This window comes from Fictibacillus sp. B-59209 (assembly GCF_036216745.1).
Lineage (GTDB): Bacteria > Bacillota > Bacilli > Bacillales > Fictibacillaceae > Fictibacillus_C > Fictibacillus_C marinisediminis.
Map to the genome: position 1 here is coordinate 229,312 of NZ_JARMMC010000014.1, position 25,120 is coordinate 254,431.

At 44.2% G+C, this 25,120-nt stretch carries 27 protein-coding genes; 26 read left to right on the forward strand and 1 reads right to left on the reverse strand.

Annotated features, from left to right (window positions below; all coding sequences use genetic code 11):
• Nucleotides 1-14 precede the first annotated feature (14 nt).
• From P4361_RS10265 to spo0A, 24 genes are all read left to right on the forward strand, one after another.
• Complete coding sequence (locus P4361_RS10265) at nt 15-1,088, forward strand: Xaa-Pro peptidase family protein (RefSeq protein WP_328089307.1); 1,074 nt, start codon at nt 15-17, stop codon at nt 1,086-1,088.
• A gap of 20 nt (nt 1,089-1,108) precedes the next feature.
• Entirely contained in the window at nt 1,109-1,666 is a 558-nt protein-coding gene (gene efp, locus P4361_RS10270; RefSeq protein WP_053357919.1) for an elongation factor P, read from the forward strand.
• 123 nt (nt 1,667-1,789) lie between these two features.
• The gene (gene spoIIIAA / locus P4361_RS10275) at nt 1,790-2,734 is read left to right on the forward strand and encodes a stage III sporulation protein AA (RefSeq protein ID WP_053357920.1); all 945 of its coding nucleotides are present in this window, start codon (nt 1,790-1,792) and stop codon (nt 2,732-2,734) included.
• Nucleotides 2,731-3,243, forward strand: coding sequence for a stage III sporulation protein SpoIIIAB (gene spoIIIAB, locus P4361_RS10280; RefSeq protein ID WP_053357921.1), 513 nt, complete (start codon nt 2,731-2,733; stop codon nt 3,241-3,243). Before spoIIIAA ends, spoIIIAB begins: the two co-directional genes overlap by 4 nt.
• A gap of 17 nt (nt 3,244-3,260) precedes the next feature.
• On the forward strand, nt 3,261-3,464 hold the full coding sequence (gene spoIIIAC, locus P4361_RS10285; RefSeq protein ID WP_053357922.1) for a stage III sporulation protein AC: 204 nt from the start codon (nt 3,261-3,263) through the stop codon (nt 3,462-3,464).
• Between the two features lie 18 nt (nt 3,465-3,482).
• Nucleotides 3,483-3,872 carry a stage III sporulation protein AD gene (gene spoIIIAD / locus P4361_RS10290; RefSeq protein ID WP_082683440.1) on the forward strand — a complete coding sequence of 130 codons (390 nt, stop codon included), beginning with the start codon at nt 3,483-3,485 and terminating at the stop codon, nt 3,870-3,872.
• A 6-nt stretch (nt 3,873-3,878) separates the two neighbouring features.
• Nucleotides 3,879-5,081, forward strand: coding sequence for a stage III sporulation protein AE (gene spoIIIAE / locus P4361_RS10295; protein ID WP_053357924.1), 1,203 nt, complete (start codon nt 3,879-3,881; stop codon nt 5,079-5,081).
• A 12-nt stretch (nt 5,082-5,093) separates the two neighbouring features.
• Nucleotides 5,094-5,732, forward strand: coding sequence for a stage III sporulation protein AF (gene spoIIIAF, locus P4361_RS10300; protein WP_328089310.1), 639 nt, complete (start codon nt 5,094-5,096; stop codon nt 5,730-5,732).
• A complete protein-coding gene (gene spoIIIAG, locus P4361_RS10305) occupies nt 5,722-6,375 on the forward strand; it encodes a stage III sporulation protein AG (protein WP_328089311.1) in 654 nt (217 codons plus the stop codon). Before spoIIIAF ends, spoIIIAG begins: the two co-directional genes overlap by 11 nt.
• A gap of 3 nt (nt 6,376-6,378) precedes the next feature.
• Nucleotides 6,379-6,927: a SpoIIIAH-like family protein gene (locus P4361_RS10310; protein WP_062235081.1), complete on the forward strand. Its 549-nt coding sequence runs from the start codon at nt 6,379-6,381 to the stop codon at nt 6,925-6,927.
• 268 nt (nt 6,928-7,195) lie between these two features.
• Complete coding sequence (gene accB / locus P4361_RS10315) at nt 7,196-7,684, forward strand: acetyl-CoA carboxylase biotin carboxyl carrier protein (RefSeq protein ID WP_328089313.1); 489 nt, start codon at nt 7,196-7,198, stop codon at nt 7,682-7,684.
• A gap of 14 nt (nt 7,685-7,698) precedes the next feature.
• The gene (accC, locus tag P4361_RS10320; RefSeq protein ID WP_328089314.1) at nt 7,699-9,060 is read left to right on the forward strand and encodes an acetyl-CoA carboxylase biotin carboxylase subunit; all 1,362 of its coding nucleotides are present in this window, start codon (nt 7,699-7,701) and stop codon (nt 9,058-9,060) included.
• 20 nt (nt 9,061-9,080) lie between these two features.
• Nucleotides 9,081-9,485, forward strand: a complete 405-nt coding sequence (locus P4361_RS10325; protein WP_053358532.1) for an Asp23/Gls24 family envelope stress response protein — start codon at nt 9,081-9,083, stop codon at nt 9,483-9,485.
• Nucleotides 9,486-9,592: 107 nt separating this feature from the next.
• On the forward strand, nt 9,593-9,988 hold the full coding sequence (nusB, locus tag P4361_RS10330; RefSeq protein WP_062235088.1) for a transcription antitermination factor NusB: 396 nt from the start codon (nt 9,593-9,595) through the stop codon (nt 9,986-9,988).
• A gap of 48 nt (nt 9,989-10,036) precedes the next feature.
• Nucleotides 10,037-11,386 carry an exodeoxyribonuclease VII large subunit gene (gene xseA, locus P4361_RS10335; protein WP_328089317.1) on the forward strand — a complete coding sequence of 450 codons (1,350 nt, stop codon included), beginning with the start codon at nt 10,037-10,039 and terminating at the stop codon, nt 11,384-11,386.
• The gene (locus P4361_RS10340) at nt 11,379-11,615 is read left to right on the forward strand and encodes an exodeoxyribonuclease VII small subunit (RefSeq protein WP_053357932.1); all 237 of its coding nucleotides are present in this window, start codon (nt 11,379-11,381) and stop codon (nt 11,613-11,615) included. Before xseA ends, P4361_RS10340 begins: the two co-directional genes overlap by 8 nt.
• Nucleotide 11,616: 1 nt before the next feature.
• Nucleotides 11,617-12,495: a polyprenyl synthetase family protein gene (locus tag P4361_RS10345; protein ID WP_091004715.1), complete on the forward strand. Its 879-nt coding sequence runs from the start codon at nt 11,617-11,619 to the stop codon at nt 12,493-12,495.
• Nucleotides 12,496-13,220: 725 nt separating this feature from the next.
• Nucleotides 13,221-13,820: a hypothetical protein gene (locus tag P4361_RS10350; protein ID WP_256226015.1), complete on the forward strand. Its 600-nt coding sequence runs from the start codon at nt 13,221-13,223 to the stop codon at nt 13,818-13,820.
• 21 nt (nt 13,821-13,841) lie between these two features.
• Nucleotides 13,842-15,743, forward strand: coding sequence for a 1-deoxy-D-xylulose-5-phosphate synthase (gene dxs, locus P4361_RS10355; RefSeq protein WP_328089319.1), 1,902 nt, complete (start codon nt 13,842-13,844; stop codon nt 15,741-15,743).
• Nucleotides 15,740-16,567: a TlyA family RNA methyltransferase gene (locus P4361_RS10360; protein ID WP_062235102.1), complete on the forward strand. Its 828-nt coding sequence runs from the start codon at nt 15,740-15,742 to the stop codon at nt 16,565-16,567. Before dxs ends, P4361_RS10360 begins: the two co-directional genes overlap by 4 nt.
• Before the next feature lie 166 nt (nt 16,568-16,733).
• Nucleotides 16,734-17,183 (forward strand): transcriptional regulator AhrC/ArgR, encoded by a 450-nt coding sequence (gene ahrC, locus P4361_RS10365; protein WP_053357937.1) that lies wholly within the window; start codon nt 16,734-16,736, stop codon nt 17,181-17,183.
• A gap of 50 nt (nt 17,184-17,233) precedes the next feature.
• Nucleotides 17,234-18,946, forward strand: a complete 1,713-nt coding sequence (gene recN, locus P4361_RS10370; protein WP_328089322.1) for a DNA repair protein RecN — start codon at nt 17,234-17,236, stop codon at nt 18,944-18,946.
• A gap of 152 nt (nt 18,947-19,098) precedes the next feature.
• Nucleotides 19,099-20,400: a SpoIVB peptidase gene (gene spoIVB / locus P4361_RS10375; RefSeq protein ID WP_328089323.1), complete on the forward strand. Its 1,302-nt coding sequence runs from the start codon at nt 19,099-19,101 to the stop codon at nt 20,398-20,400.
• 271 nt (nt 20,401-20,671) lie between these two features.
• Complete coding sequence (gene spo0A, locus P4361_RS10380; RefSeq protein WP_053357940.1) at nt 20,672-21,475, forward strand: sporulation transcription factor Spo0A; 804 nt, start codon at nt 20,672-20,674, stop codon at nt 21,473-21,475.
• Nucleotides 21,476-21,634: 159 nt separating this feature from the next.
• On the opposite strand, the gene P4361_RS10385 is transcribed toward spo0A, so the two are convergent.
• Nucleotides 21,635-21,868, reverse strand: coding sequence for a DUF2627 domain-containing protein (locus P4361_RS10385; RefSeq protein ID WP_328089324.1), 234 nt, complete (start codon nt 21,866-21,868; stop codon nt 21,635-21,637).
• Between the two features lie 136 nt (nt 21,869-22,004).
• Between P4361_RS10385 and P4361_RS10390 the strand changes: the two genes are divergently transcribed.
• On the forward strand, nt 22,005-24,065 hold the full coding sequence (locus P4361_RS10390) for a sigma-54-dependent Fis family transcriptional regulator (protein ID WP_328089325.1): 2,061 nt from the start codon (nt 22,005-22,007) through the stop codon (nt 24,063-24,065).
• Nucleotides 24,066-24,198: 133 nt separating this feature from the next.
• Complete coding sequence (yqiS, locus tag P4361_RS10395; protein ID WP_328089326.1) at nt 24,199-25,119, forward strand: phosphate butyryltransferase; 921 nt, start codon at nt 24,199-24,201, stop codon at nt 25,117-25,119.
• Nucleotide 25,120: the final 1 nt, after the last annotated feature.

The following is a 25,120-nucleotide window of genomic DNA, read 5'->3' on the forward strand; positions in this document are numbered from 1 at the left end:
GGGGAGGAAAAGGCATGTCAAGATTAGAGAAATTGAGAGCGGAATTTCAAAACCATGATATTGACGGGCTCATCGTAACATCCGGGAAAAATCGAAGATACCTCAGCGGATTTACAGGAAGTTCTGGTGTGCTTGTCATCTCTGAAAAAGAAGCGAAACTCATTACCGATTTCAGGTATATGGATCAGGCAGCAGAACAAGCGAGAGACTTTGAGGTTATTAAGCACACTGCTGCTATTCAGGAAAAAGCTGTTCAAGCCGCGGCCGAAATGGGAATAAAGAAAGCCGGGTTCGAGCAGGATCATCTCACCTTTGCGCAATACCGCACGTATGAGAAGTACATCTGCAGCCAGGACACGGAGCTTGTGCCGATTTCCGGTCTGATTGAAAAATTACGCTTGATTAAGGATAATTCAGAGATTAAGATATTAAAGGAAGCCGCACAAATTGCGGATGCAGCATTCTCTCATATCACTTCTTACATAAGGCCTGGCCTAACTGAGCTTGAGGTCTCGAATGAGCTTGAATTTTTCATGAGGAAGAATGGGGCATCGTCTTCTTCTTTCGATATTATTGTGGCATCAGGCTATCGCTCCGCACTTCCGCATGGAGTAGCTTCTCAGAAGAAAATAAACGAGGGGGAACTCGTCACCCTTGATTTTGGAGCATACTATAAAGGCTATTGCTCGGATATTACACGGACGGTTGCTGTTGGCGAAATTTCTTCGGAGCTTCGGAAGATTTATGAAACGGTTTATGAAGCACAGGCAAGGGGAATGCAGGGAATAAAACCCGGAATGACTGGAAGGCAGGCAGATGCCTTGACGAGGGACTATATTACCGAACAGGGATACGGTGAAAATTTCGGGCATTCGACGGGTCATGGCATTGGCCTCGAGGTTCATGAAGGACCTAGTCTTGCTGTCCATTCAGATATCGTTCTTGAGGCGGGTATGATCGTCACGGTAGAACCGGGAATCTATGTTTCCGGTTTAGGCGGAGTAAGGATTGAAGATGATGCCCTTATTACGGAACAGGGGAATGAATCTCTTACTCATTCTTCAAAAGAACTGCTTATTTTAGGTTAGTATAATCAGGAGGAAAAGCGATGATTTCAGTTAATGATTTTAGAACAGGATTGACCATTGAGGTAGACGGCGGGATTTGGCAGGTAATGGAGTTCCAGCACGTAAAACCAGGAAAAGGAGCTGCCTTCGTTCGTTCTAAGCTCCGCAATCTCCGTACAGGGGGCATTCAGGAAAAAACGTTCCGCGGCGGTGAAAAAGTAGCTAAAGCTCACATCGAGAATAGAAAAATGCAATATTTATATGCTTCAGGTGATACACATACGTTCATGGATAATGAATCGTATGAGCAAACCGAACTCACATCCGCTCAGCTTGAGCATGAATTAAAATTCCTGCTTGAGAACATGGTCGTTCAGATCATGACCTATCAAGGCGAAACCATCGGGGTTGAGCTGCCGAACACGGTAGAATTGGAAGTTACAGAAACAGAACCTGGAATTAAAGGCGATACAGCTTCAGGCGGATCAAAACCAGCTACCCTTGAGACTGGCTTGATTGTACAAGTTCCTTTCTTTATTAACCAAGGCGACAAATTAATCATTGATACACGTTCAGGTGACTACGTTTCCAGAGCGTAAATTTACACATGCAAAAAGCTTCATTCCTCATCGGAGGGATGGAGCTTTTTTGTATTTCCTCAGGTCATAAAGCGTGCTGACAAGCATAAGGTATAATACCTATTTCTTTTTGGGGTGGTGCGCTTGGAAAATGTAATGGCCGTGTTGCCGGAAGCTGTCTGTAAATTGATTATAAAGTACCCGAAGGAGCGGTTAGATCAACTTGAGGAAATCCGTTTTCGATTGCAAAAACCGCTTGAACTGATCATTAATGGCAAACCTGAATACCCTTCCACCGGAAGCGGATATTATATCGTTCGTCCGGAAGATGGCGTTCAGCTGATCAATAAGCTAAGCCGGTATTCCCTTTACGCTCTGGAAGAAGAACTGAAGAGAGGCTATATCACCATCAAAGGCGGACACCGGGTGGGTCTCGCGGGTAAAGTGATCACGGAAAAAGGTGAAGTAAAAGCGATTAGAGATATCGGTTCTTATAACATCCGCATCGCCAGACAAAAAATCGGAAGCGCTGATCCTTTCCTTTCGGTTCTCTACCATAACCGCCGGTGGCTTAACACTTTGATCGTGGGAGCGCCTCAGACAGGAAAAACAACGCTGCTGCGGGATCTTGCAAGAGCGGTCAGTGCAGGATGGCCGGAAAACAATATACCATCCAGCAAAGTAGGCATTGTTGATGAACGCTCAGAGATTGCAGGGAGTGTGAAGGGGGTGCCGCAGTTTGTATTGGGACAAAGAGTAGACGTGCTCGATGCCTGTCCCAAAGCGGAAGGCATGATGATGATGATCCGGTCGATGAGCCCCGAGGTGCTGATTGTTGATGAGATCGGAAGAAAAGAAGATGTGGATGCCATTCTGGAAGCGATGAACGCAGGGGTAGGAATGATGATGACCGTTCACGGACACTCCCTTGAAGAAGCGCTCCGGCGTCCTGCCATTTCCCCTCTTGCTGATATGAAGCTTTTTGACAGGTACATTGAACTGACAAGGGCAGGCAAGCCTGGCACCGTCCGAGGGATATATGATGAGAACAGGAAGCGTATCTCTGCAGAAATGAAGAGCAGGCCATGAACTGGTTTGGAGCGGTACTTATTCTACTGTCGACTACGTGGATCGGCTTTGAGCTGGCTAAAAAAGTAAGAGAAAGGCCGAAACAGCTTAGACAGCTGAAAGTAGGCCTCCAATCGCTGGAGGCAGAAATCATGTACGGCCTCATTCCGCTTGATGAAGCCTTCCTCCATCTCAGTACCCAGCTGAAAGGGCCGGTTGCCGAATTTTTTCTCGATGTATCGAATCGGCTGGAGGAATCGGCTTCTTCTGTACTGGATGCTTGGGAGAGTGGTTTAGCCGGTCTGTCCGACGCCTCTGCCTTTAAAAAAGAGGAGATCGAGATCCTCAGGCAGTTCGGCGCAACCCTTGGGAGACACGACCGGGAAAACCAGCAAAGACAAATCAAGTTAACACTCGCACATCTGGAGAGAGAACTTTCTGAAGCGAACGAAGCACAGTTGAAATATGAAAGAATGTACAAGAGTCTCGGTATTCTTGCGGGGCTGCTTCTCATCATCTTATTGTTCTAGTCATGGGAGGAAATCAGATGGGTTTTGAAGTGAACGTTGTCTTTCAAATTGCTGGTCTTGGAATCATTGTGGCGATGCTGCACAGTGTTCTGAAGATGGTTGGAAAAGAAGATTATGCAAATTGGGTGACACTGCTTGGGTTCATAGTAGCGTTATTTATCGTTATTTCACTTTTAAGCGACCTGTTTCAAAAAGTGAAAGGCGTCTTTCTTTTTCAATAACTGAAGGGGGTTTCCAACATTGAGATTCTTCAAATTGTAGGATTAGGTTTAATAGGTACGTTTCTTGCTCTCATTCTGAAAGAACAAAAAACGTCCTTTGCCTTTTTGCTTACCCTCGTTGTAGGAATTACGATCTTTCTATTCTTGATCGATCAGATTGCTCTAGTGTTAAGGATGCTGGAGCACCTGGCTGAAGAAGCACATATCAATCTTATGTACGTTGAAACGATCATGAAGATCATCGGTATTGCATATATTGCCGAGTTCGGTTCACAGATTACGAGGGACGCCGGGCAGGGTGCAATCGCTGCCAAGATCGAACTTGCGGGCAAAATTCTCATTCTTGTCATGGCGATCCCGATCTTGTCTATCATTATTGAGACAGTCATTAACTTGATTCCGAAGTAGGAGGTGATGAAGACGGCACAGCAGGAATTATTATCCAAGAAATTAATCTTTTTATTTCTTTTGTTATATGGACTCTATACATGGAACAATGGAGTGCAGCCGGCCAGAGCCTCTTCCATCACCCAAAACATCATGGATGATCAGCTGTCCAAGCTTGGGGTAGAGGATATTAAAGAATATTGGACAACCATTATGACAGACTACGAAGGCTTTTTGCCGGAAACGCAAAAAGGGTCTCTGATGGAATTCATAAAAGGAGAAAAAGATTTTAGTATAAAAGCATGGGCATTAGGCATCTTAAAATATTTATTCTATGAAGTTCTTATTCAAGGGAAGCTGCTTGGCACGCTCATTTTACTGACTGTTTTCAGTATGCTGCTGCAGACGATCCAAAATGCTTTTGAGCACCATACTATCAGCAAGGTCGCATACTCTATCATCTATATGGTATTGATCATCCTTGCCTTAAACAGCTTTCACATCGCCATGCAATATGCCCAGGAATCGATCAGCACGATGATGAACTTTATGATGGCTCTCGTTCCTCTCCTGCTCGCTCTGATGGCCACAGTTGGAAGCGTGACATCGGTTGCATTTTTTCACCCGGTCATCGTGTTTCTGGTCAATTCGAGCGGTCTTTTAATCAACAATTTTGTTCTCCCCCTATTATTCCTGTCGGCGTTGCTGAGCATTGTGAGCACACTGTCTGAGCATCATAAGGTCACCCAGTTGGCAAAGCTGCTGAGATCTATTGGAATGGGGGCGCTGGCTGTTTTTTTTACGGTTTTTCTAAGTGTGATCAGTGTACAGGGAGCTACGACAGCGGTAGCTGACGGAATTACGGTAAAAACCGCCAAATTTATCACCGGCAACTTCATCCCGGTCGTGGGCCGGATGTTCACGGATGCGACGGATACAGTCATGAGTGCCTCAGTACTATTGAAAAATACAGTTGGTATTGCAGGCGTTGCCATCTTGTTTCTCCTGGCTGTTTTTCCAGCCATCAAAGTACTTGCTCTGGGGTTTATCTACAGTTTTGCAGCTGCAGTCCTTCAGCCGCTGGGAGGCGGACCGATCATCGAATGCCTGGGTATTATCGGAAAAAGCGTGTTGTATATTTTTGCAGCCCTGGCAACTGTCTCCATCATGTTCTTTCTTGCGGTAACGGTTATTGTAGCAGCAGGAAATCTATCATTAATGATCCGTTAGCAGGAGGCCAAGATGAATTTTTTGACAGACTGGATTTCAAATATCGTTCTGATCATTCTCCTTGCTGTCATCGTAGATTTGCTCATACCCAATAGCAGTTTTCAAAAATATATCAAAATGGTGGTCGGACTGCTTCTGATCCTGGCAATCCTCAACCCGATGCTAAAAATTGCTGGATCCAATGTGGACAAAGTATTCGAGGCGATCGGTGTTGAGCATAAGTTCAATGAGAATGATATAAAAATTTCGATAGAAAAGAATAAAAGAGAAATACAAGACTCCCAGTCTGCATATATTTTAGAACAAACGCGTGTCCACATGGAAAACCTAGTAAAAGAGGAGTTGAAGGCAAACTATGGTGTAACGATACTAAGTCTGCAATTGATCCCTAAAAATGGACCTGCTCAAGGTAAGCTGAAAGCAAATGACATAGATTCAGTCCATGTCATCATCGGGCAGGGCGGAGATAAGAAAGACATAATGGTACCGGCTGTTAAGAACGTGGAAATAAACGCAGATCAACCTGTCCAGAAAGAAAAAGAAACGCAAATTAAAGCTAATCCTGTTCAAACGTTCCTAGCAAAGAAATGGCAGATGAAAAAAGAGAACGTACTGATCTCTACGGAAGGAGGAGAGGAAAATGGCGGGTAGGAGTAAGGGATCGCTTCAAAAAATATTGGACCTGCTTCCCGGCGGCAACGGAAAAAAAGGGCCGCCTCCTTATATCTGGCTTCTTCTGCTGCTTGGTTTTGCCATTATGATCGCAAGTAAAATTTTCACCCCGCCATCTTCGGAGAACGGTAGCTTGCCAACGGCTGCCATAAAGGCGCCGGAAGAAGCAAAAACCGTATTTAAATCCTCCGGGACCTCTACTTCAAAGAAGTTCAGAGCGTACGAAGATAACTATGAAACACAATTGAAAGACATTTTAGAGCAGATCTCCGGTGTTAAGAAGGTCAGGGTGATGGTTACTCTTGATACTACGGAGATCAAGGAGATTGAGAAGAATGAGAGAAGGCAAAATCAGACGACCAAAGAAACGGATAAGAACGGCGGAGAGCGAACGATCAATGACATCAAAACCGATGAAGAAGTGGTGACGATTAAAAGCGGTGATGAAGAAAGGCCCATCATCATAACGACGGAGAAGCCTAAAGTCCGGGGTGTAATCGTGGCTGCAGAGGGGGCGGAAAACCTGCGCATAAAGGAAATGATCATAGATGCGGTTACAAAAGTATTTGATATTGGAAGCGACAGAGTATCAGTGATACCGAAAAAATTTGAGGGGGAATAAGAAATGCTATTAAAGAAACAAACTGTTTGGCTATTAACAATGCTTAGCTTGATCATCGTCCTGTCCGTATACTATATCACCGCTCCAGGATCGGGAGATGACCTTGCTTATTTAGAAAAGGGAAAAAATACAGCGTCATCTAAGCAGGAGCAGGCAGCAAAGAACAAGAAAGGATCTGAAGCAGCCGTTACAAGTGCTGCAGGAGATGATCTATTTACCGCTCTCCGCATGAAGAGAGACGAATCACGCGACGAACTAAGCAGCAAGTATACAGCGGCTATCGCTTCACCAAATGCTTCAGCCGAGGTTCAAACGGAAGCGCTTGCTAAAATTTCAGAACTGCAGTCCCTGACCATGAAAGAATCTACATTGGAAACCTTGATTAAAACAATGGGCTACGATGATGCTCTCGTAAATACGATGGATGATGAAGTCAGAATCATTGTAAAAGGAAAACATTCTTCTAAGGAAGCAGTTAAGATTATGAAAAAGGCTGAAGAACAGCTGGGGAACAAACAAGTGGCTGTTGAGTTTCAAAAACCTGCAAAGTAAGCCGGGGATTATGCCCCGGTTTTTTATTTTTTTCCATTTATTCCAGGTAGTATGACAATTGGTAACGTTGGTCAAGATGATACTGAAGAAAAAATAGAGCAACCGCTTACAATGCAGAAAGAATTCATGTAGTATGTACATGTAAAGCGATTTAATCTATTCTTTATACCTAAATTATGATATGCTTTGCTAGTACCAGGTAACAATAGAAGGTGCTAAACTACGGCAGACAACACCGTGTATAGATCGAAAAAGGAGTGGAATTTGCGTGTTGAAAATACAAGAAATCCGAGAATTGATTAAACTAATTGACAAATCCAGTATTGATGAATTCCAATATGAGAATGACGGTGAAAAAATCGTCCTAAAGAAAAATGAAACGAGTGTACAGCAAGGATATGAACCAGCTGATGCACCGGCAGCCATTCAGGCGGCGCCTGCTCAGGCTGCTCCTGAAGCTTCAGTTCCGGCAGAAGCTCCTCAAGCTCCTGTTACTGAGAAAAAGGAAGATGCCAACTTACATAAGATTGAATCTCCAATGGTTGGGACGTTTTACGCATCATCATCACCAGAAAACCCTGCTTATGTAAAAACAGGAGATAAAGTCAGCAAAGACTCCATCGTATGTATTATTGAGGCGATGAAGCTGTTTAATGAAATTGAAGCAGAAGTAAACGGGGAAATCGTAGAAATCCTCGTTGAAAACGGGCAGCTCGTTGAGTATGGACAGCCCCTCTTTTTAGTTAAAGCGGAATAGAGGTGTCTTCTACTATGATTAAAAAGCTGTTAGTTGCCAACCGGGGAGAAATTGCGGTCCGGATCATCAGAGCATGTAAAGAATTAAACATAGAAACGGTCGCTGTCTACTCAGAAGCGGACAAGGATGCGCTGCATGTGCGTTTAGCGGATGAAGCGTATTGCATTGGGCCTAAGTCTTCTAAAGACAGCTATTTAAACTTCACCAACATCATGAGTACGGCGATGCTGACAGGCAGTGATGCCATTCATCCAGGCTACGGATTTTTAGCGGAGAATGCTGATTTTGCTGAGATTTGTGCAGAATGCAATGTTACGTTTGTCGGGCCGAGCGCTGAAGCCATTAATAAAATGGGCATAAAAGACGTTGCCCGTGCAACGATGAAAGAAGCAGGTGTGCCGATCGTACCTGGTTCAAACGGAATTATTTCGGGTAAAGAAGAAGCAATTGAACTTGCGGAAGAAATTGGGTATCCTGTTATTATTAAAGCCACTGCCGGGGGCGGAGGAAAGGGTATCCGTATCGCAAAGACGGAGGCGGAACTGATTAAAGGCATCTCCATTACTCAGCAGGAAGCCGCAACAGCATTTGGAAACCCGGGAGTTTACATTGAAAAGTTCATTGAAGATTTCCGTCATGTTGAAATTCAGGTTCTTGCTGATAATTACGGAAATGTCATCCACCTTGGCGAAAGAGACTGCAGTATTCAGAGACGGATGCAGAAGCTATTAGAAGAAACACCATCACCGGCCATCTCACCGGAAAAGCGTGAGGAGATGGGAAGTGCCGCTGTGAAGGCCGCAGAAGCGGTAAACTATTCAGGGGCCGGAACGGTTGAGTTTATCTTCGATCATAACAGCGGTGATTTTTACTTCATGGAAATGAACACCCGAATCCAGGTTGAACATCCGGTAACAGAGATGGTAACTGGCATTGATTTGATCAAACAGCAGATTCGTGTCGCTTCTGGTGAACATTTAAGTGTTTCGCAGGAAGACATAAAATTCCAGGGCTGGTCCATCGAGTGCCGGATTAACGCAGAGAATCCTGAAAAGAATTTTATGCCGTCTGCAGGCAAGATTGAAATGTACCTGCCTCCGGGCGGGTTGGGAGTCCGAGTGGATTCAGCCGCATATCCGGGCTACACGATTCCTCCGTATTATGATTCCATGATTGCAAAGGTGATCACATATGGCAATACGAGACAAGAAGCAATCGACCGAATGAAAAGGGCATTGAATGAGTTTGTCATTGAAGGCGTGCATACCACCATACCGTTCCATCTGCGCCTTTTAAATCATGCCACTTTTGTAAACGGCGACTTTAATACTAAGTTTTTAGAAATTCACGACTTGACGTCAAAGTCTGTAAATTAGGCACGGAGGTGTAATCAATGATGAGTGAGCTTACATTTGAGATGGAAGAGCATCAATCTGAACTTGGAAGAGTGGAAATATCTCCCGAAGTGATTGAAGTGATTGCCAGCATCGCTGCATCTGATGTTGAAGGTGTCGCTTCAATGCGAGGCAACTTTGCGACAGGTGTAGCTGAGCGCTTCGGGAAAAAGTCTCATAGCAAAGGCGTAAAAGTTGAGCTGGGAGAAGAAGGTATTGCCATTAGTGTATATGTGATCATGAATTATGGTGTTTCTATACCTGAAGTGGCACAGAGTATCCAGGACCATATCCGGCAAGGACTCAAGAATATGACAGCCCTTGAGGCAAGTGAGATTAACATTTTTGTTGTCGGTGTCCAGTTTGAGACAAAAGAAAAGCCGCTGGAAGCGCCTGAAGCATACTGATAAAGGGGATTCTCATATCCCCTTTATTTTTTTGCGATTGTTAACTCTTAAGGACATATGATATGATTTCACTTATATTAAGGTACGAACGAGAAAGGAAGTAAAAAATGAAACGTAGACTTGCAAGAGAAAAGGCATTTCAGTCTTTATTCCAAATCGAGGTCAGTGATATTGAACCGGAAGCTGCAATCGCACATGTTTTGGAAGAAGGAGAAAAAGAGGACGAATTTCTTCATTCCCTCGTGTTCGGAACGGTTCAAAATAAACAGGAGATAGATGAAATCATCGCCAATCATTTGGAAAACTGGAGCTTCTCCCGTTTAGCGAACGTTGAAAAGGCAGTACTGCGCCTTGCAGTTTATGAAATGCAGTTTCATGGGGATATTCCCGTGAATGTATCCATGAATGAAGCGATTGAACTTGCAAAGATCTTCGGAGGAGAAGAGTCAGGCCGTTTTGTCAACGGTGTTCTCGTAAAGATTGTCCAGCATTTTTCAAAATAGGGTACCTGCAGGAGATGCGGTAGGCTCAAAATCAAAAGGAGACGTTTCATGCAAAATGACCGTTATGTAACGATAAGTTCAGTTACCCGTTACATTAAGCGGGTATTCGAAGAAGATGACAACCTCAATAACGTCTGGGTCCGCGGAGAACTATCCAATGTCAAACGACATAGCCGCGGTCATTTGTATTTCACACTAAAAGATGAACAAAGCAGAGTCAATGCCGTGATGTTTGCCGGCAATAATCGCTTTCTTTCTTTTCAGCCCGAAGATGGGATGAAGGTACTGATTCAGGGCGAAATCTCGGTATATGAACCGCAGGGCCAATACCAGCTGTATGCCCGGACCATGAAAAAAGACGGAGTAGGAAATTTGTTTCTGGCTTATGAAGAGCTGAAAAAAAAGCTCGAAATGGAGGGTCTGTTCGAATCTTCCCGGAAAAAGAAAATTCCTTCGTTTCCGGATGAAATCGGGGTCATCACTTCACCGACCGGAGCAGCGGTAAGGGATATATTGACAACGATTAAACGCCGCTTTCCCATTTCAAAAGTAACCGTTTATCCTGTGCTTGTTCAGGGGGCCGGAGCGGCTGCTTCTATCGCAAATGCGATTGAAAAGGCCAGCAGGGGCTCTGCCAATGTCTTGATTGTTGGCCGGGGCGGCGGATCCATTGAAGAACTTTGGGCTTTTAATGAAGAACTGGTAGCTAGGGCGATCTATCAATCCTCGATACCCGTTATTTCTGCCGTCGGACATGAGACTGATTTTACCATCGCCGATTTTGTAGCTGACTTGAGAGCGCCTACCCCGACTGCAGCTGCTGAATTGGCTGTTCCTCATATCGCTGAGCTCGAAGACAGGCTCGCTCAGCGCAAATTGAGGTTGACCCGTGCGATGGGTGACCAAATCTCACAAAATCGCCAGCAGCTGTCAAGGCTGCAAAAGTCATATGCCTTTCGCTATCCTGATCAGCTGATCAAGCAAAAAGAGGTTGAGCTCGACAGGGTGCTTGAAGCGATGACGAGAGAGGTGCAGCGGAATATCGAGCGCCAGAAAAACAGGATCAGCCAGAATCAAAAACAGCTGTCCTATTTCTCACCTGGGGATCAGATCCTTAAATTGAAAGAGAAGCAGCTGAAGCTTAGGAAATCATTGATTCGATACATGGAACAGCAAGTAAAGGGCGGTCAGTCAGGCTTTCAAAGCCAACTTTCACGCTTGAATGCCTTGAGTCCGCTGGCGGTTATGGAAAGGGGCTACAGTCTTGTTTATACGGAAGACGAGCAGCTCGTAAAAAAAGTGAGCCAGGTGCAGCCTGGAGATACCATTAAGGTTCGCCTGCAGGATGGAAAACTGGATTGCCAGGTTTGGGGATTGGAGGAGAAGAACAATGGCTGAAAAAAATAATATTACCTTTGAGGAAGCAATGGAACAGCTTGAACAAATCGTTGAGCGTTTGGAAGAAGGGGATGTTCCTCTAGAAGAGAGCATAGATCTGTTTCAGCAGGGAATGGCTCTTTCGAAAGTATGCCATTCTAAACTGCAGAACATTGAAAAGAAAATGGATACCATCATGAAAGATAATGGAGATGCTGCACCGTTTATCATTCAGGAAGAAGATCAATAATATGGATATCCAACATTACCTGCAAGGCAAAAGGCAGCTCATCAATGATCATCTCCCTTCCTTTTTAGCTGAAAAATCCATACCTAGCCTATTAAAAGATTCCATGCTCTATTCGCTTCAAGCAGGAGGAAAACGGCTGAGGCCCATCTTGACATTGGCTGTTCTTGATGCGTTCGGAAAGAATTCGGAAGCTGGTATTGAAGCCGCCTGTGCACTTGAGATGGTGCATACATATTCATTGATCCATGATGATCTTCCTTGTATGGATGATGATGATTACAGGAGAGGCAAGCCGACTAACCATAAAACTTTCGGAGAAGCGACAGCCATACTGGCAGGGGATGCACTGTTAACGTTCAGTTTTCAGATGATTGCTGGCAGCAGCACGTATACCCCCGAACAGAAAGTGGCCCTTCTTACCATTCTGTCAGAAGCATCCGGGGCAGAGGGAATGGTGGCCGGACAAGCTGTGGATATGGAATCAGAAAATCAGGAACTGACGCTTGAGGAACTGCAATCGATCCATGAAAGGAAAACTGGGCGATTGCTTGAAGCATCTGTTCTTTTTGGCGCTGTACTGGCAGATGCCGATGCTGAAGAATTCGAGCGCCTCGGAGTGTTCAGCCGGCATCTGGGAATCGCTTTCCAGATACAGGATGATATTCTTGATGTGACCGGCGATTCCCAGCTCATGGGCAAACAAGCCGGAAGCGATGAACATAACTATAAAAGCACCTATCCAAAACTTCTGACTCTTGAGGGAGCCAAGGTACAGCTAGCTCATCATATCAAGCTGGCTAAAGATAATCTTCGGAAAACAAAAGTGGATCCTGTCATACTTGAAGGGATCACGGATTATATTGTAAGTAGAAACCACTAGTGTTTCAGCCATATTGTTGGTATTCGAGATTTATGGTATGATAGAAAATACTTTGGAGTGGTGCAGTATTCTAGTCAGTCTCCCATTCTTGAAGGCGGGCCTAAAAATCCGCCAAAGGGCACATCGATGAAGTTCCTGGTGTTGGCTTGAGGCGCCCAGCCTTGGGTTAACGCTGGGAGTTAAGGTCGCAGGGCGATCCACAATGGCATGTGGGCGTTGACCCTGCTTCCGCGGAGACCCCCATCTTTACGGCTTGCGTTCTAATACCTTGCTGTGAAATGGGGTTTGAACCTGTTTATGTTCTGCGAACAGCGGAAACATGCAGCGTAGCCTGCCTTGAGTGGAGCTTGAGGGGATTATGGTCATAGGGACGATGGATGGTTGGCCGCCTGAAATCTGTTCATGCTATATGAAATCATCTCTGCAAAAGAGGCTAGGGAAATGGGGAAGGGCTGTTGAGGAAAACTCCTAGACTGTTCCCACCGACATTCAAAAAGGATTATAGTGCGGACTAAGTGGCAATCCAGTCTAACGTTTGGCGACATCGTTAAGGAGGAAGTAAAGGGAAACCGCGGAGATGGCGACATTTCCGTTTCCTCTTGGGAAAACCTACTGGACCTAAGCCGCAGCGTTTACTTTTTGAATGACCACTCCTATTACATAATTCAAATGGAACCTTACGTTTGATCTTGGCGTAAGGCGTTCATTATATTTAGGGAGATTTTATGAAACATTCTTTTCATAAATCGCTAAAATGGAGTACAGGCATTGCCGTTATCACGCTCGTGTTAGCGGCAATTTTTTCAGTAGCTTCCACCCTGCTGCTGAGTGGTGTATCATGGGGCATGGGTATGGTGATTGTGTTAATTATTGTTCTTATTGGGGTATTTTTTGATATCATTGGAGTAGCATCAACTGCAGCTAATGAAGTTCCCTTTCATGCCATGGCATCTGAAAAAGTGCCGGGTGCCAGACATGCCATACTAATTACAAGGAATGCTGACAGGGTAGCCAATTTCTGCAATGATGTGATTGGAGATATATCAGGCATTATCAGCGGGACGGCTTCGGCCGCGGTAATTGTTGAATTGACAATGAACCTTGGGCGTGGAGAAGGAACGGTGTTTGAACATACAGTTTCCATCTTGTTTACCGGGATTATTGCGGCTATTACGGTTGGAGGAAAAGCGTTCGGAAAATCATATGCGATCCATCATGCCACAGCCATTATTTTTCAAGTGGGCCGTTTAATATATTTTTTTGAGGAAAAATTAAAGATTAAACTATTTGATACTTCTTCTAATAGAGGAAAGAGAAGGAATTAAATTGGAAAGTGAGGATTTTCCATGAAACTGGAAGATATTCAAAACCCTCAGTTCTTGAAGTCCTACGATCAAGAACAACTTATGAAGCTTGCGCAGGAGATCCGACAATTTTTAATCAGCAAGCTCTCTGTTACAGGCGGGCATCTCGGTGCCAATCTTGGGGTAATAGAACTGACACTTGCCCTTCATAAGGTTTTTGACAGCCCGAAGGACAAGCTGATCTGGGATGTCGGCCACCAGGCTTATATCCACAAAATGCTGACAGGCAGAACATCGCAATTTGATACATTGCGCCAATATAAAGGGTTATGCGGATTTCCGAAACGAGTTGAAAGCGAACATGATGTCTGGGAAACAGGACACAGTTCTACTTCCTTATCAGCTGCTATGGGGATGGCCATTGCCCGTGATCTAAAAGGGACAGATGAAAAAGTAGTAGCCGTTATTGGAGATGGCGCTTTGACAGGCGGTATGGCTCTTGAGGCACTGAACCATATCGGGCACGAGAAGAAAGATCTGATCGTCGTTTTAAATGACAATGAGATGTCCATTGCCCCGAATGTCGGTGCTCTGCACAGTGTGCTCGGCCGCATGAGGACAGCTAAGAAATACAATAAAGCAAAGGATGAACTGGAATCTCTGATCCGCAAAATCCCTGCTTTTGGCGGGAAGCTCGCAGCAACTGCTGAAAGGGTGAAAGACAGCCTGAAATACATGCTTGTGTCAGGAATGTTCTTCGAAGAACTGGGATATACCTACCTTGGCCCTGTGGACGGACATGACCTTTCTGATCTGGAAGAAAACCTTCGTTATGCGAAAAAGACAGAAGGACCTGTTATTGTCCACGTATTGACGAAAAAAGGCAAAGGCTATAAACCGGCTGAACAGGACCTTACGGATCATTGGCACGGAGTTGGGCCATATAAAATTGAATCCGGAGAGAAGATTAAAGCGAAACAGGCTGCTCCTTCTTACAGCAAACTCGTCAGTGATACACTGAGTACGTTGTCAGAGACTGATGAACGGGTTGTGGTGATCACACCTGCCATGATCTTAGGCTCACAGCTTCAAGGGTATGCTCAAAAGTTTCCTGACAGGCTGTATGATGTTGGGATTGCAGAGCAGCATGCCATGACGATGGCTGCAGGGCTCGCTACTCAAAACATGAAGCCCGTGCTTTCCATCTATTCTACATTCCTGCAGCGGGCGTATGATCAGCTCGTACATGATGTGGCGAGACAAAATTTAAATGTGATCTTAACAATTGACCGTGCAGGACTTGTTGGAGCTGATGGTGAAACCCACCAAGGCGTTTTTGATATAGCGTTCATGCGCCATATTCCAAACCTGGTGATCGCTATGGGGAAAGATGAGAATGAACTTCAGCATCTTGTCCATTCCGCGGTGAATTACGATGATGGCCCGATTGCAATTCGGTTCCCACGAGGAAACGGACTCGGAGTTGAATTAGATCCTGAGTTGGAAGAGATTCCAATCGGAAGCTGGGAAGTATTGAAAGAAGGAAACGAAGCCGTCATTCTTACATTTGGAACAACGGTTCCGATGGCATTGAAAGCTTGGGAAATCCTTGCAAAACAAGGTGTTTCCGCAAGGGTGATCAACGCCCGCTTCATCAAGCCCTTTGACCATGAGATGATGATGGGAATCCTTCGTGAAGGGTTGCCGATCCTCACAATCGAGGAAGCAGTCCTGCAAGGCGGTTTCGGCAGTGCAGTTCTTGAGTATGCCAACGAGCATCAGTTCTACTCATCTATGGTAGACAGGATGGGGATACCGGATTGCTTCATTGAGCATGGGAGTGTAACAAAGCTGCTTGAAGAGATCGGGATGACGACAGAAGCGGTTGTAGAACGGACGAAGAAGCTCGTTCTAGAAAAAAAGAAAAAGGGTCTATATACATGAAGAAAGAACGAATCGACGTTTTGCTTGTTGAACGGGGTTTGAGTGAGACGAGGGAAAAAGCAAAACGTTCAATAATGGCCGGGCTTGTCTATTCGGGAAGCGAGCGATTAGACAAACCGGGTTTAAAGATCGATATTGAAGCTCCTCTGGCGGTAAAGGGCAATGCACTGCCATACGTGAGCAGGGGTGGTTTAAAGCTGGAGAAAGCGATCAAGGTATTCAGCTTGAACCTTGAAGGAAAAATAGTTCTGGATATCGGGGCATCCACCGGTGGGTTTACCGATTGTGCCCTCCAAAATGGGGCGAAGTTTGTCTATGCCCTTGATGTCGGATACAATCAGCTTGCCTGGAAAATCAGACAGGATGAACGTGTAGCTGTAATGGAAAGAACAAATTTCAGGTACGTCAAACCAGAGGATCTTGCCTTTGGTCTGCCGGAATTTGCTACGATTGATGTTTCGTTCATTTCGTTAAAACTGATTCTGCCTGTTCTTAAGACCATCTTAAAACCGGGCGGAGAGGTCATGGCTTTGATCAAGCCTCAGTTTGAAGCCGGGAGAGCGGATGTTGGCAAAAAAGGAATCGTACGAGATCCTGCTACCCACGAACGGGTTATCGGAGAAATCATCCGATTTTCCCGCAACGAAGGCTACAGTGTTAAGCATCTTTCTTTTTCTCCTATAACTGGCGGGGAAGGAAACATCGAATTTCTTGTTCACTTAAAGTCTGAAGAAGAAACAGCAGATACCTTTCAAGAGGAAGATATTGCGAAAGTCGTTTCGGAAGCTCACCTTCAATTCAAAAAAACAGATGCAGAAGAATAAATAAACAATGGCCCGTATTACAAATCAGTGATACGGGTTATTTTTTTGCTCATAGTGGTTATTGTAAGAATAGAGAAAAAATGTACAAGTACCGGACAATATTATAAGATAAGAGCAGATGACTTAAGAATTTGGGCTCCAATTGATATTAAATGAGGTGAAAGACGTGAACAAAGGCCAACGTCATATTAAAATAAGAGAAATCATTACACATAAAGAAATTGAGACACAAGATGACCTGGTCGAGCAGCTTCGCAATGCTCATTTTAATGTGACACAGGCTACGGTTTCCCGTGATATTAAAGAACTGCATCTTGTAAAAGTGCCGATGTCAGACGGAAGATACAAATACAGCCTGCCTGCAGATCAGCGTTTCAACCCGCTGCAAAAGCTAAGGCGGACACTGATCGACAGCTTTGTAAGCATCGACCAGGCTGATCACTTAATTGTTATGAAAACGCTGCCCGGTAATGCCAACGCGATTGGTGCCTTGATCGATAATCTGGACTGGGAAGAGATTATGGGAACCATCTGCGGTGATGATACGATTCTGGTAATATGCCGTTCGAAAGATGTTTCTCCCGACGTGTCACAGCGGTTTCTTGACATGCTGTAAAATCAATGGGTTTCTAACCTCAAAAGCTTAAAAAGTAAGGTGTGATGTAATTGCTGGCAGAATTAAGCATCCGCAATTTTGCGATTATTGATGCATTAACCATCTCCTTCAATAAAGGGCTCACCGTGCTAACCGGGGAAACTGGTGCCGGTAAATCCATAATTATTGATGCCATCGGTCTATTGATCGGAGGGAGAGGTTCCTCAGAGTTCGTACGCTATGGAACACCAAAAGCGGAGATTGAAGGGTTATTTTTAGTGGATGCTCCTCATCCCGTTTTTTCAAAAGCTGAAGAATTGGGGATCGATATACAGGATGGAATGGTCGTTTTAAAAAGGGACATTATGGAGTCCGGCAAAAGTGTATGCAGGATTAACGGGAAGCTTGTGACGCTGTCACTTTTAAAAGAATGCGGGCAATCTCTGGTTGATATCCATGGGCAGCATGAGACACAATACTTAATGCAGCCTGAGATGCATCTTTCGTTGCTCGACAGCTTTGGCGATGATGATATGGAGCTTCTCGTCAGCCAATATCAATCCGTCTATTATGAATATAAGGATTTGAGGAAGCAGTTAAGAAATCTGACAGAAAACGAACAGCAGATGAACCAAAGGGTTGATCTGATCCAGTATCAGCTTGAAGAAATCAACAGCGCCGAACTATTGCCCAATGAAGATGAAGAACTGCAGGAAGAGAAACTGAAGCTCGGGAACTATGAGAAGCTTTTTAACAGCCTTCAGGATTCTTATCAGTCGCTATATGGTGAACAAAAAGGGATTGAACACGTTTCTGTCGCATTGAGCCATCTTCAGAATATTTCCCATCTCGATGATGAGCTGAACCAGCTGCAGGAGAATGTGGCAAATCATTTTTATGCACTGGAAGAAGCGGCTTTTTCCATCCGTAATTATTTTGAAACCATGGAATTTGATTCGGCAAGACTGGATTTTATAGAGACGAGATTGAACGAAATCAGCAAGTTGAAACGAAAATATGGCAACACTGTAAATGAGATATTGGAATATGCATCTAAGATTGAAAAAGAATTAGATATTCTGCAGAATAAGGACGGCAATATCGAAGCATTAAGACAGCAGCTTCAAAAACAGGAAAAACTCCTTCAGAAACATGCTCAAAAGCTTAGTAAAAAAAGAAAGAACCTTGCCGAGCGCCTGACTTCTGAAATTCTTCAAGAATTAAAAGAACTGTATATGGAGAAGACTGTGTTCGACATTAAGATTACTTCATTGCAACATGAAACCGAGCAATTGCGTGAACAGGATTTCGGTAAATACGGCTCTGATCAAGTGGAGTTCTTCATCTCCACTAACCCTGGAGAACCATTGAAGCCGCTGGCAAAAGTGGCTTCTGGAGGAGAGCTTTCCCGTGTTATTCTAGCGCTGAAATCCATCTTCTCACATCATCAGGGAATTACTGCAATTATATTTGATGAGGTGGATACAGGGGTAAGCGGGCGTGTCGCACAAGCGATTGCTGAAAAAATCTTCCGGGTCTCAGAAGGTTCCCAGGTGCTTTGTATTACTCATCTTCCGCAGGTGGCAGCCATGGCAGATACTCATTTGCATATCTCCAAAGAAACGTCGAAGAAAAGGACGACGACACATGTCGTCTCACTGGAAACAACACAAAAAGTCAATGAGATCGGAAGAATGATCTCCGGAGTTGAGATCACAGAGCTGACAAAACAGCATGCAAGGGAACTGCTTGATCTTGCCGAAGAAATAAAAAAAACATCATAAGCGTTAAAGTCATTTTGGGCATTATACGTATGTAAAGCTATCCATTTAAGGATAGCTTTTTCTTTTTAAGCGGTTATAATCTTACAGTTCTAAGGCAAAATTAGTAGTACAGCCATGTTGGAGGTGTGGGTAAGGAGCGAGGAGAGTGAAAGATGGTTAAAGATAAATTAAGGCGGATTTTAGGTGTGATTCTCCTTGGTTGCCTGGTGGGAATTGGTTTCCTTGAGCCGGTCCAGGATTATGTAGGCCTGCCTTCAGCCCTAAAGGTGTTTAAAGGTCAGGATCGTATCGTTTCCAACCTTCCTGCGGGAACTGAGGTTGCTTCAGCAAAAGGAACAAATGCAATCTTTTCAATAGGCAAATCGAGTGGCGGACACTCATTTTCAGTCAATGCTCGTGAGGATGGTGATTCTGTGGTCACGCTCGAAGCAGGAGGCTTTCCGGTGAAAAAAATGGGGATAAGTGTATTGCCGGAATTGAAAGTGGTGCCAGGGGGACAATCAATTGGGGTTAAACTGAATACCTTAGGTGTTTTGGTCGTAGGCCATCATCTTGTAGATACTAAAAAAGGACAAAGATCACCAGGTGAAATCGCAGATATACAAGTTGGTGATATTATTACTAAAATCAACGGTGAAAGCATTGCAAAAATGGGAGATGTTGCCCCATTTGTAAGAAAAGCCGGTAAATCAGGCGGCATGCTGGATGTAACAGTGATCAGAAACAAAAAAACGTACCATCGAACATTACAGCCGCTCCAGGATAAACACGACTTATCTTATCGTATCGGGTTATATATCAGAGATTCTGCTGCAGGAGTCGGAACACTGACGTTCTTTCATCCTCAGTCACATAAGTATGGAGCACTTGGCCATGTGATCTCAGATATGGATACGAAGCAGCCGATAGTCGTGAACAAAGGAGAAATTTTAAAATCAACCGTTACTTCTATTGAAAAGGGAAGCAATGGTCATCCTGGCGAGAAATTAGCGCGTTTTTCTGACGAAAATGAAAGCATTGGAAGTATCTCGAGAAACAGTCCATTCGGTATATTTGGAAAGCTGAATGACGGTTTATCAAACGGACGGTGGGATAAACCCCTGCCGGTTGCTTTTTCTGATGAAGTAAAAGAAGGACCCGCCAAGATCCTGACGGTCGTTAACGGAACGAAAGTACAGGCATTCCAAGTGGAAGTTGTCAGTTCAGTTCCTCAAAAGTTCCCTGCAACAAAAGGGATGGTTATAAAAATTACCGATCCGAAGCTCTTGAAAACAACAGGCGGAATCGTTCAGGGGATGAGTGGGAGCCCGATCATCCAGAACGGAAAGCTCATTGGTGCGGTTACTCATGTGTTTGTAAATGATCCGACTTCAGGGTATGGTGTTCATATTGAATGGATGCTGGATGAAGCAGGTATAAATATATATGGAAAACAAAAGCAGAAGGCGAGTTAAAAGCAGCCTCTGCTTTTTTTCCATCAAAAGGAAAACCTTCTCCTTTTCATAGACATTTGAATGAATATTTTATACAATACATAGTAGATAAAGAAAATTCGACAAGCGTGGTTAAGAAAACTGATATAGTGTCGAAAATCTAAGATAATTGAAGAGAAAATGTGATATATTAACCAAAATTAAAAATTTGAGAAAAAATAAAGGGAAAACAGGTTTTTTGTGGAAATCTTATAAGAGAAACGAAGAAAATGTTGGATAGGGAGGAATATCCGTGCAAAAAATAAAAGTTTGTTTAGCGGACGATAACCGTGAATTAATTAGTTTGTTAAAAGAATATTTGGCAAATCAGGATGATATGGAAGTGATTGGTGTCGCTTTCAATGGTCAGGAGTGCCTGAACGTCCTTGAAGATAAAAATCCTGATGTCCTTGTACTGGACATTATCATGCCTCATCTTGACGGGCTTGCAGTACTTGAAAGAATTCGTTCAAACGATCATCTTCCGCAGCCAAACGTCATTATGCTGACGGCATTTGGCCAAGAGGACGTAACAAAAAAAGCAGTGGAACTTGGTGCTTCTTACTTCATATTGAAACCGTTTGATATGGAAAATCTCGCTAGTCAGATTCGCCAGATCAGCGGAACGGAAAAGTCTTTTGTACAGCGTCCATCAACTGCTCGATCAGCAGCATTAAATACAATGAAACAGCCGCGGAATCTTGACGCGAGCATCACAAGCATCATCCACGAGATTGGGGTTCCTGCCCATATTAAAGGATACATGTATCTGCGTGAAGCCATATCAATGGTATACAACGATATTGAATTGCTAGGATCCATTACAAAGGTCCTCTATCCTGATATCGCTAAAAAGTTCAATACAACCAGCAGCCGAGTCGAACGTGCGATCCGCCATGCTATAGAAGTAGCGTGGAGCCGAGGCAACATCGACAGTATTTCATCCCTGTTCGGTTATACGGTGTCCATGTCAAAAGCAAAACCGACCAATTCTGAGTTTATCGCCATGGTCGCAGACAAGCTGAGAATCGAACATAAATCCAGTATGACCGTTTAAATTAACGCCCTGGCTTTGGGAATAGGGAGAACGAACTTGTATTCAATTCCTTCCTAGCCTTTGAATGTATACCTCCTTATTCCGCAGAAGACTCCGCAAGAGTCTTCTGTTTTTGTGTGCAATAAAAAATAGTCCACGGAAGAATAGTTCTTCTGCGGACTATTTTTTTTGGAAACGGGTCTGAACTTTATTTCTTTTTCGGTCACGGTAAAATACAAAGCCGGCTACAAATGACAGACCGCAGACAAACAGGATGAAACCGGCCGCAAACTGAAGCCACAGGGCACCGAATCCGTAATAAATGCCAAACAAAACATCTCTCATTAATTTTATTCCGACTACACCAGCAATTCCCGGGATCACCATAATGAGCAGAGCAATTAAACGTTGCATGGTTGTCCTCTCCTTTTACTCCTTCATTTTACTGCAGTTGTAGTTGGGTGTCGAATGAAAATCCCAATCTTGCAAACCTTTTCATAAAAACGTATGATTAGGGTGTGAAAATAATTGCAAAACTAAGGAGCTGGGTATGCAAAAAGCAGTTATTTACGGGACAGGGGAGCATCTTGAGTCTCTGGTACTTCTTTTGGCTTCGTCCCGCGTGATTCAAATCAGTGCCATAATTTTAAGATCTTCTGCTTCTGAAGGATTAAATCGGCTGGCAGAGCAATTTAATATCCCGATCGAAGACAGCTTGGATGGAGCTGCTGACCGTTCTGTTGATTTTTTGATCGATTTTACCAATCAACTGCCAAGACAAATGGCAATGCTTCATTTTGGGGACCGGGTCAGTATTATCCCATCCTCAATTGCCTGGGAGTTCTGCCAGACGCTGTCTGCGAGTGAACATTATATCCCTTCTTATAAAAGCAAACTCCATAAGATTAATACTATACTTGATTCGACACATGATGGAATGATTGCTATTAATGAAAATTTATCTGTCACTTTATTTAATAAGAGTGCAGAAAAAATGACGGGGAGCAAGAAAGAAGATGTACTTGGCCATCCTGTGCATGAAGTGATCCCCAACAGCCAGCTGCCTAGAGTAATGTCCGATGGCAAGGAAGAAATCAACCAGGAACAAATACTGGACAATGGCACAAAAATTATTACAACCCGAATTCCGATTATTGATGATTTTGGCAACAAGATGGGTGCATTTGCAGTATTTAAGGATATCACCGAAATGATTGATCTTGCAGAGGAAGTCACCAATCTGAAAAGCATCCAGTCCATGCTTCATGCGATTATTCAGTCTTCTGAAGAAGCAATCTCGGTTGTTGATGAAGAAGGAAAAGGGTTGATGATTAACCCTGCCTATACGAGGCTTACCGGACTAACATCAGAAAAAGTGATCGGAAAGCCTGCTACGATTGATATCTCTGAAGGTGAGAGTATACATATGCAGGTCCTTAAAACGAGAAAGCCTGTCAGAGGTGCCCGGCTAAAAGTTGGGCCGCAGCGGCGCGATGTTGTCGTCAACGTGGCACCTATTATTGTAGACGGTGTGCTAAAGGGAAGTGTCGGCGTGATCCATGATGTATCGGAAATTAAATCCCTTACTGAGGAGCTGAGCCGTGCCCGACAAATTATCCGTACACTTGAAGCTAAATATTCCTTTGAAGATATAAAAGGTGAGTCTGAGGAAATGAAATTTGCCGTCGAGCAGGCCCGTCTGGCCGCTTCAACACCCGCAACCGTACTGCTGAGAGGAGAATCTGGAACAGGGAAGGAACTTTTCGCCCACGCCATCCATAATGGGAGCAGCAGAAAGTACAATAAATTTATCAGGGTCAACTGCGCTGCCATATCAGAATCCCTTCTTGAAAGTGAGCTGTTCGGTTATGAAGAAGGAGCTTTTTCTGGCGCATTGCGCGGAGGGAAAAGAGGGCTGTTTGAAGAGTCCAACGGAGGAAGTATCTTTCTGGACGAAATCGGTGAACTGGCTCCAGCCATGCAGGCCAAACTGCTTCGGGTGCTTCAGGAAAAGGAAATAAGGAGAGTAGGTGGAACAAAGTCCGTTCCAATAAATGTAAGGGTCATTGCGGCCACGAACATTAACTTGGAAAGGAAAATTGGTGAAGGTGCTTTTCGGGAAGATCTCTATTACCGCCTGAACCGGATGCCGATTTATATTCCACCTTTACGTGCCAGAAAACAGGATATCCGGCTATTGGCAAGCCACCTTATCCATAAGCTCAATCAGGATTATGGAAAAAATATTGAGGAAATAACAAATCAAGCTGAAGAAATACTAAAACAGTATGAATGGCCGGGCAATGTCAGGGAGTTGGAGAATGTTCTCGGAAGAGCGATGATTCATATGGATCATCATAAACAATCCATTAGCTCCAGCCATATTGATCTGCCATCGCTGGATAAAACTGAGGATCAAAAGTCTCGGCCAATACTGGCTGGAGAGTTTAAACCCTTATCGCTGCAGATGGAAAAAGTTGAAAGAGACATCCTGCAGGATACGTTAACTAGTGTCCAGGGCAATAAAACCAAGTGCGCAAAAGCACTCGGCATTTCATTGCGAAGCCTCTACTACAAACTTGAAAAGTATGGAATAAGCCAGGATGAATGAAAATGCATGCAATTTTGTTCACGGTGTGCAATTATATTCATAGGAAAAATAACAATTTAGCCAATTTAAAAGGGGGAAACAGCTGGCACGGTTCTTGCATGGTAATAGAAGGGTGGCAAAGGGAGGCTGAACATTGAAACTAGAACATCTGCTGAACTCCATTTCAACGGAATCAAAAAAAGTAGTGGCAGTTGCCGCTGCTGAAGATGAAGAAGTCATTCTGTCAGTGAAGCAGGCCTATGAAAAAGGGGTTGCATCATTTATCCTTGTTGGAAATAAAGAAAAAATCCAATTTTTGCTACAGCGAAGTAAGCTTGAGCAAAATGAAGAGCTTCAGATTATGGAGGCAAAACCTGAAAACGCTGCACTTGAAGCTGTGAAAGTGGTTAGCAGCGGTCAAGCTGACATCGTGATGAAAGGACTGATTCCTACAGCTGACCTGCTTAAAGCAGTCCTTCACAAAGAAAACGGGCTGCGGACGGGTAAGATTCTGTCACATGTCGCTGCCTTTGAAGTTCCGGGCTATGATCGGCTGCTGTTTGTAACCGATTCAGGAATGAATATTGCTCCAGATCTTCAGCAAAAAGCGCAGATCATCGAGAACGCCGTGCAGGTTGCAAGAGGTATCGGAGTGGAAATGCCTAAGGTTGCGGTCTTGGCGGCTGTTGAATCCGTGAACCCGGCCATGCAGGCAACGCTGGATGCGAGTGCTCTGATGGTGATGAACAAGAGAGGACAAATCAGCGGGTGTATCGTCGATGGTCCCCTTGCATTGGATAATGCCATTTCAGTAAAAGCGGCTGAACACAAAGGCATATCCAGCGAGGTTGCAGGGCATGCCGATATACTGGTTGTTCCTGCGATCGAGACAGGCAACGCTTTGTATAAATCACTTATCTATTTTGCAAATGCCAAAGTGGGAGCAGTTATCGCAGGTGCCCGTGCACCAATCGTTCTGACTTCCAGAGCGGATACGGCTGAAAGCAAGCTGTACTCTATTGCTCTTGCTGTAAAATCACTTGAAAAAAATAACAACAACCAGGAGGAAAAATAAA

Excerpts from the sequence above, each read along its gene's own strand:
- nusB (WP_062235088.1), top strand. The coding sequence starts at position 9,593 with ATGAAACGTAGACTTGCAAGAGAAAAGGCATTTCAGTCTTTATTCCAA.
- P4361_RS10345 (WP_091004715.1), top strand. The coding sequence starts at position 11,617 with ATGGATATCCAACATTACCTGCAAGGCAAAAGGCAGCTCATCAATGAT.
- P4361_RS10350 (WP_256226015.1), top strand. The coding sequence starts at position 13,221 with ATGAAACATTCTTTTCATAAATCGCTAAAATGGAGTACAGGCATTGCC.
- P4361_RS10325 (WP_053358532.1), top strand. The coding sequence starts at position 9,081 with ATGAGTGAGCTTACATTTGAGATGGAAGAGCATCAATCTGAACTTGGA.
- P4361_RS10265 (WP_328089307.1), top strand. The coding sequence starts at position 15 with ATGTCAAGATTAGAGAAATTGAGAGCGGAATTTCAAAACCATGATATT.
- P4361_RS10390 (WP_328089325.1), top strand. The coding sequence starts at position 22,005 with ATGCAAAAAGCAGTTATTTACGGGACAGGGGAGCATCTTGAGTCTCTG.
- spoIVB (WP_328089323.1), top strand. The coding sequence starts at position 19,099 with ATGGTTAAAGATAAATTAAGGCGGATTTTAGGTGTGATTCTCCTTGGT.
- spoIIIAC (WP_053357922.1), top strand. The coding sequence starts at position 3,261 with ATGGGTTTTGAAGTGAACGTTGTCTTTCAAATTGCTGGTCTTGGAATC.
- spoIIIAE (WP_053357924.1), top strand. The coding sequence starts at position 3,879 with ATGAAGACGGCACAGCAGGAATTATTATCCAAGAAATTAATCTTTTTA.
- dxs (WP_328089319.1), top strand. The coding sequence starts at position 13,842 with ATGAAACTGGAAGATATTCAAAACCCTCAGTTCTTGAAGTCCTACGAT.
- spoIIIAF (WP_328089310.1), top strand. The coding sequence starts at position 5,094 with ATGAATTTTTTGACAGACTGGATTTCAAATATCGTTCTGATCATTCTC.
- P4361_RS10340 (WP_053357932.1), top strand. The coding sequence starts at position 11,379 with ATGGCTGAAAAAAATAATATTACCTTTGAGGAAGCAATGGAACAGCTT.
- P4361_RS10360 (WP_062235102.1), top strand. The coding sequence starts at position 15,740 with ATGAAGAAAGAACGAATCGACGTTTTGCTTGTTGAACGGGGTTTGAGT.
- xseA (WP_328089317.1), top strand. The coding sequence starts at position 10,037 with ATGCAAAATGACCGTTATGTAACGATAAGTTCAGTTACCCGTTACATT.
- P4361_RS10385 (WP_328089324.1), bottom strand. The coding sequence starts at position 21,868 with ATGCAACGTTTAATTGCTCTGCTCATTATGGTGATCCCGGGAATTGCT.
- P4361_RS10310 (WP_062235081.1), top strand. The coding sequence starts at position 6,379 with ATGCTATTAAAGAAACAAACTGTTTGGCTATTAACAATGCTTAGCTTG.
- efp (WP_053357919.1), top strand. The coding sequence starts at position 1,109 with ATGATTTCAGTTAATGATTTTAGAACAGGATTGACCATTGAGGTAGAC.
- spoIIIAG (WP_328089311.1), top strand. The coding sequence starts at position 5,722 with ATGGCGGGTAGGAGTAAGGGATCGCTTCAAAAAATATTGGACCTGCTT.
- spoIIIAB (WP_053357921.1), top strand. The coding sequence starts at position 2,731 with ATGAACTGGTTTGGAGCGGTACTTATTCTACTGTCGACTACGTGGATC.
- accC (WP_328089314.1), top strand. The coding sequence starts at position 7,699 with ATGATTAAAAAGCTGTTAGTTGCCAACCGGGGAGAAATTGCGGTCCGG.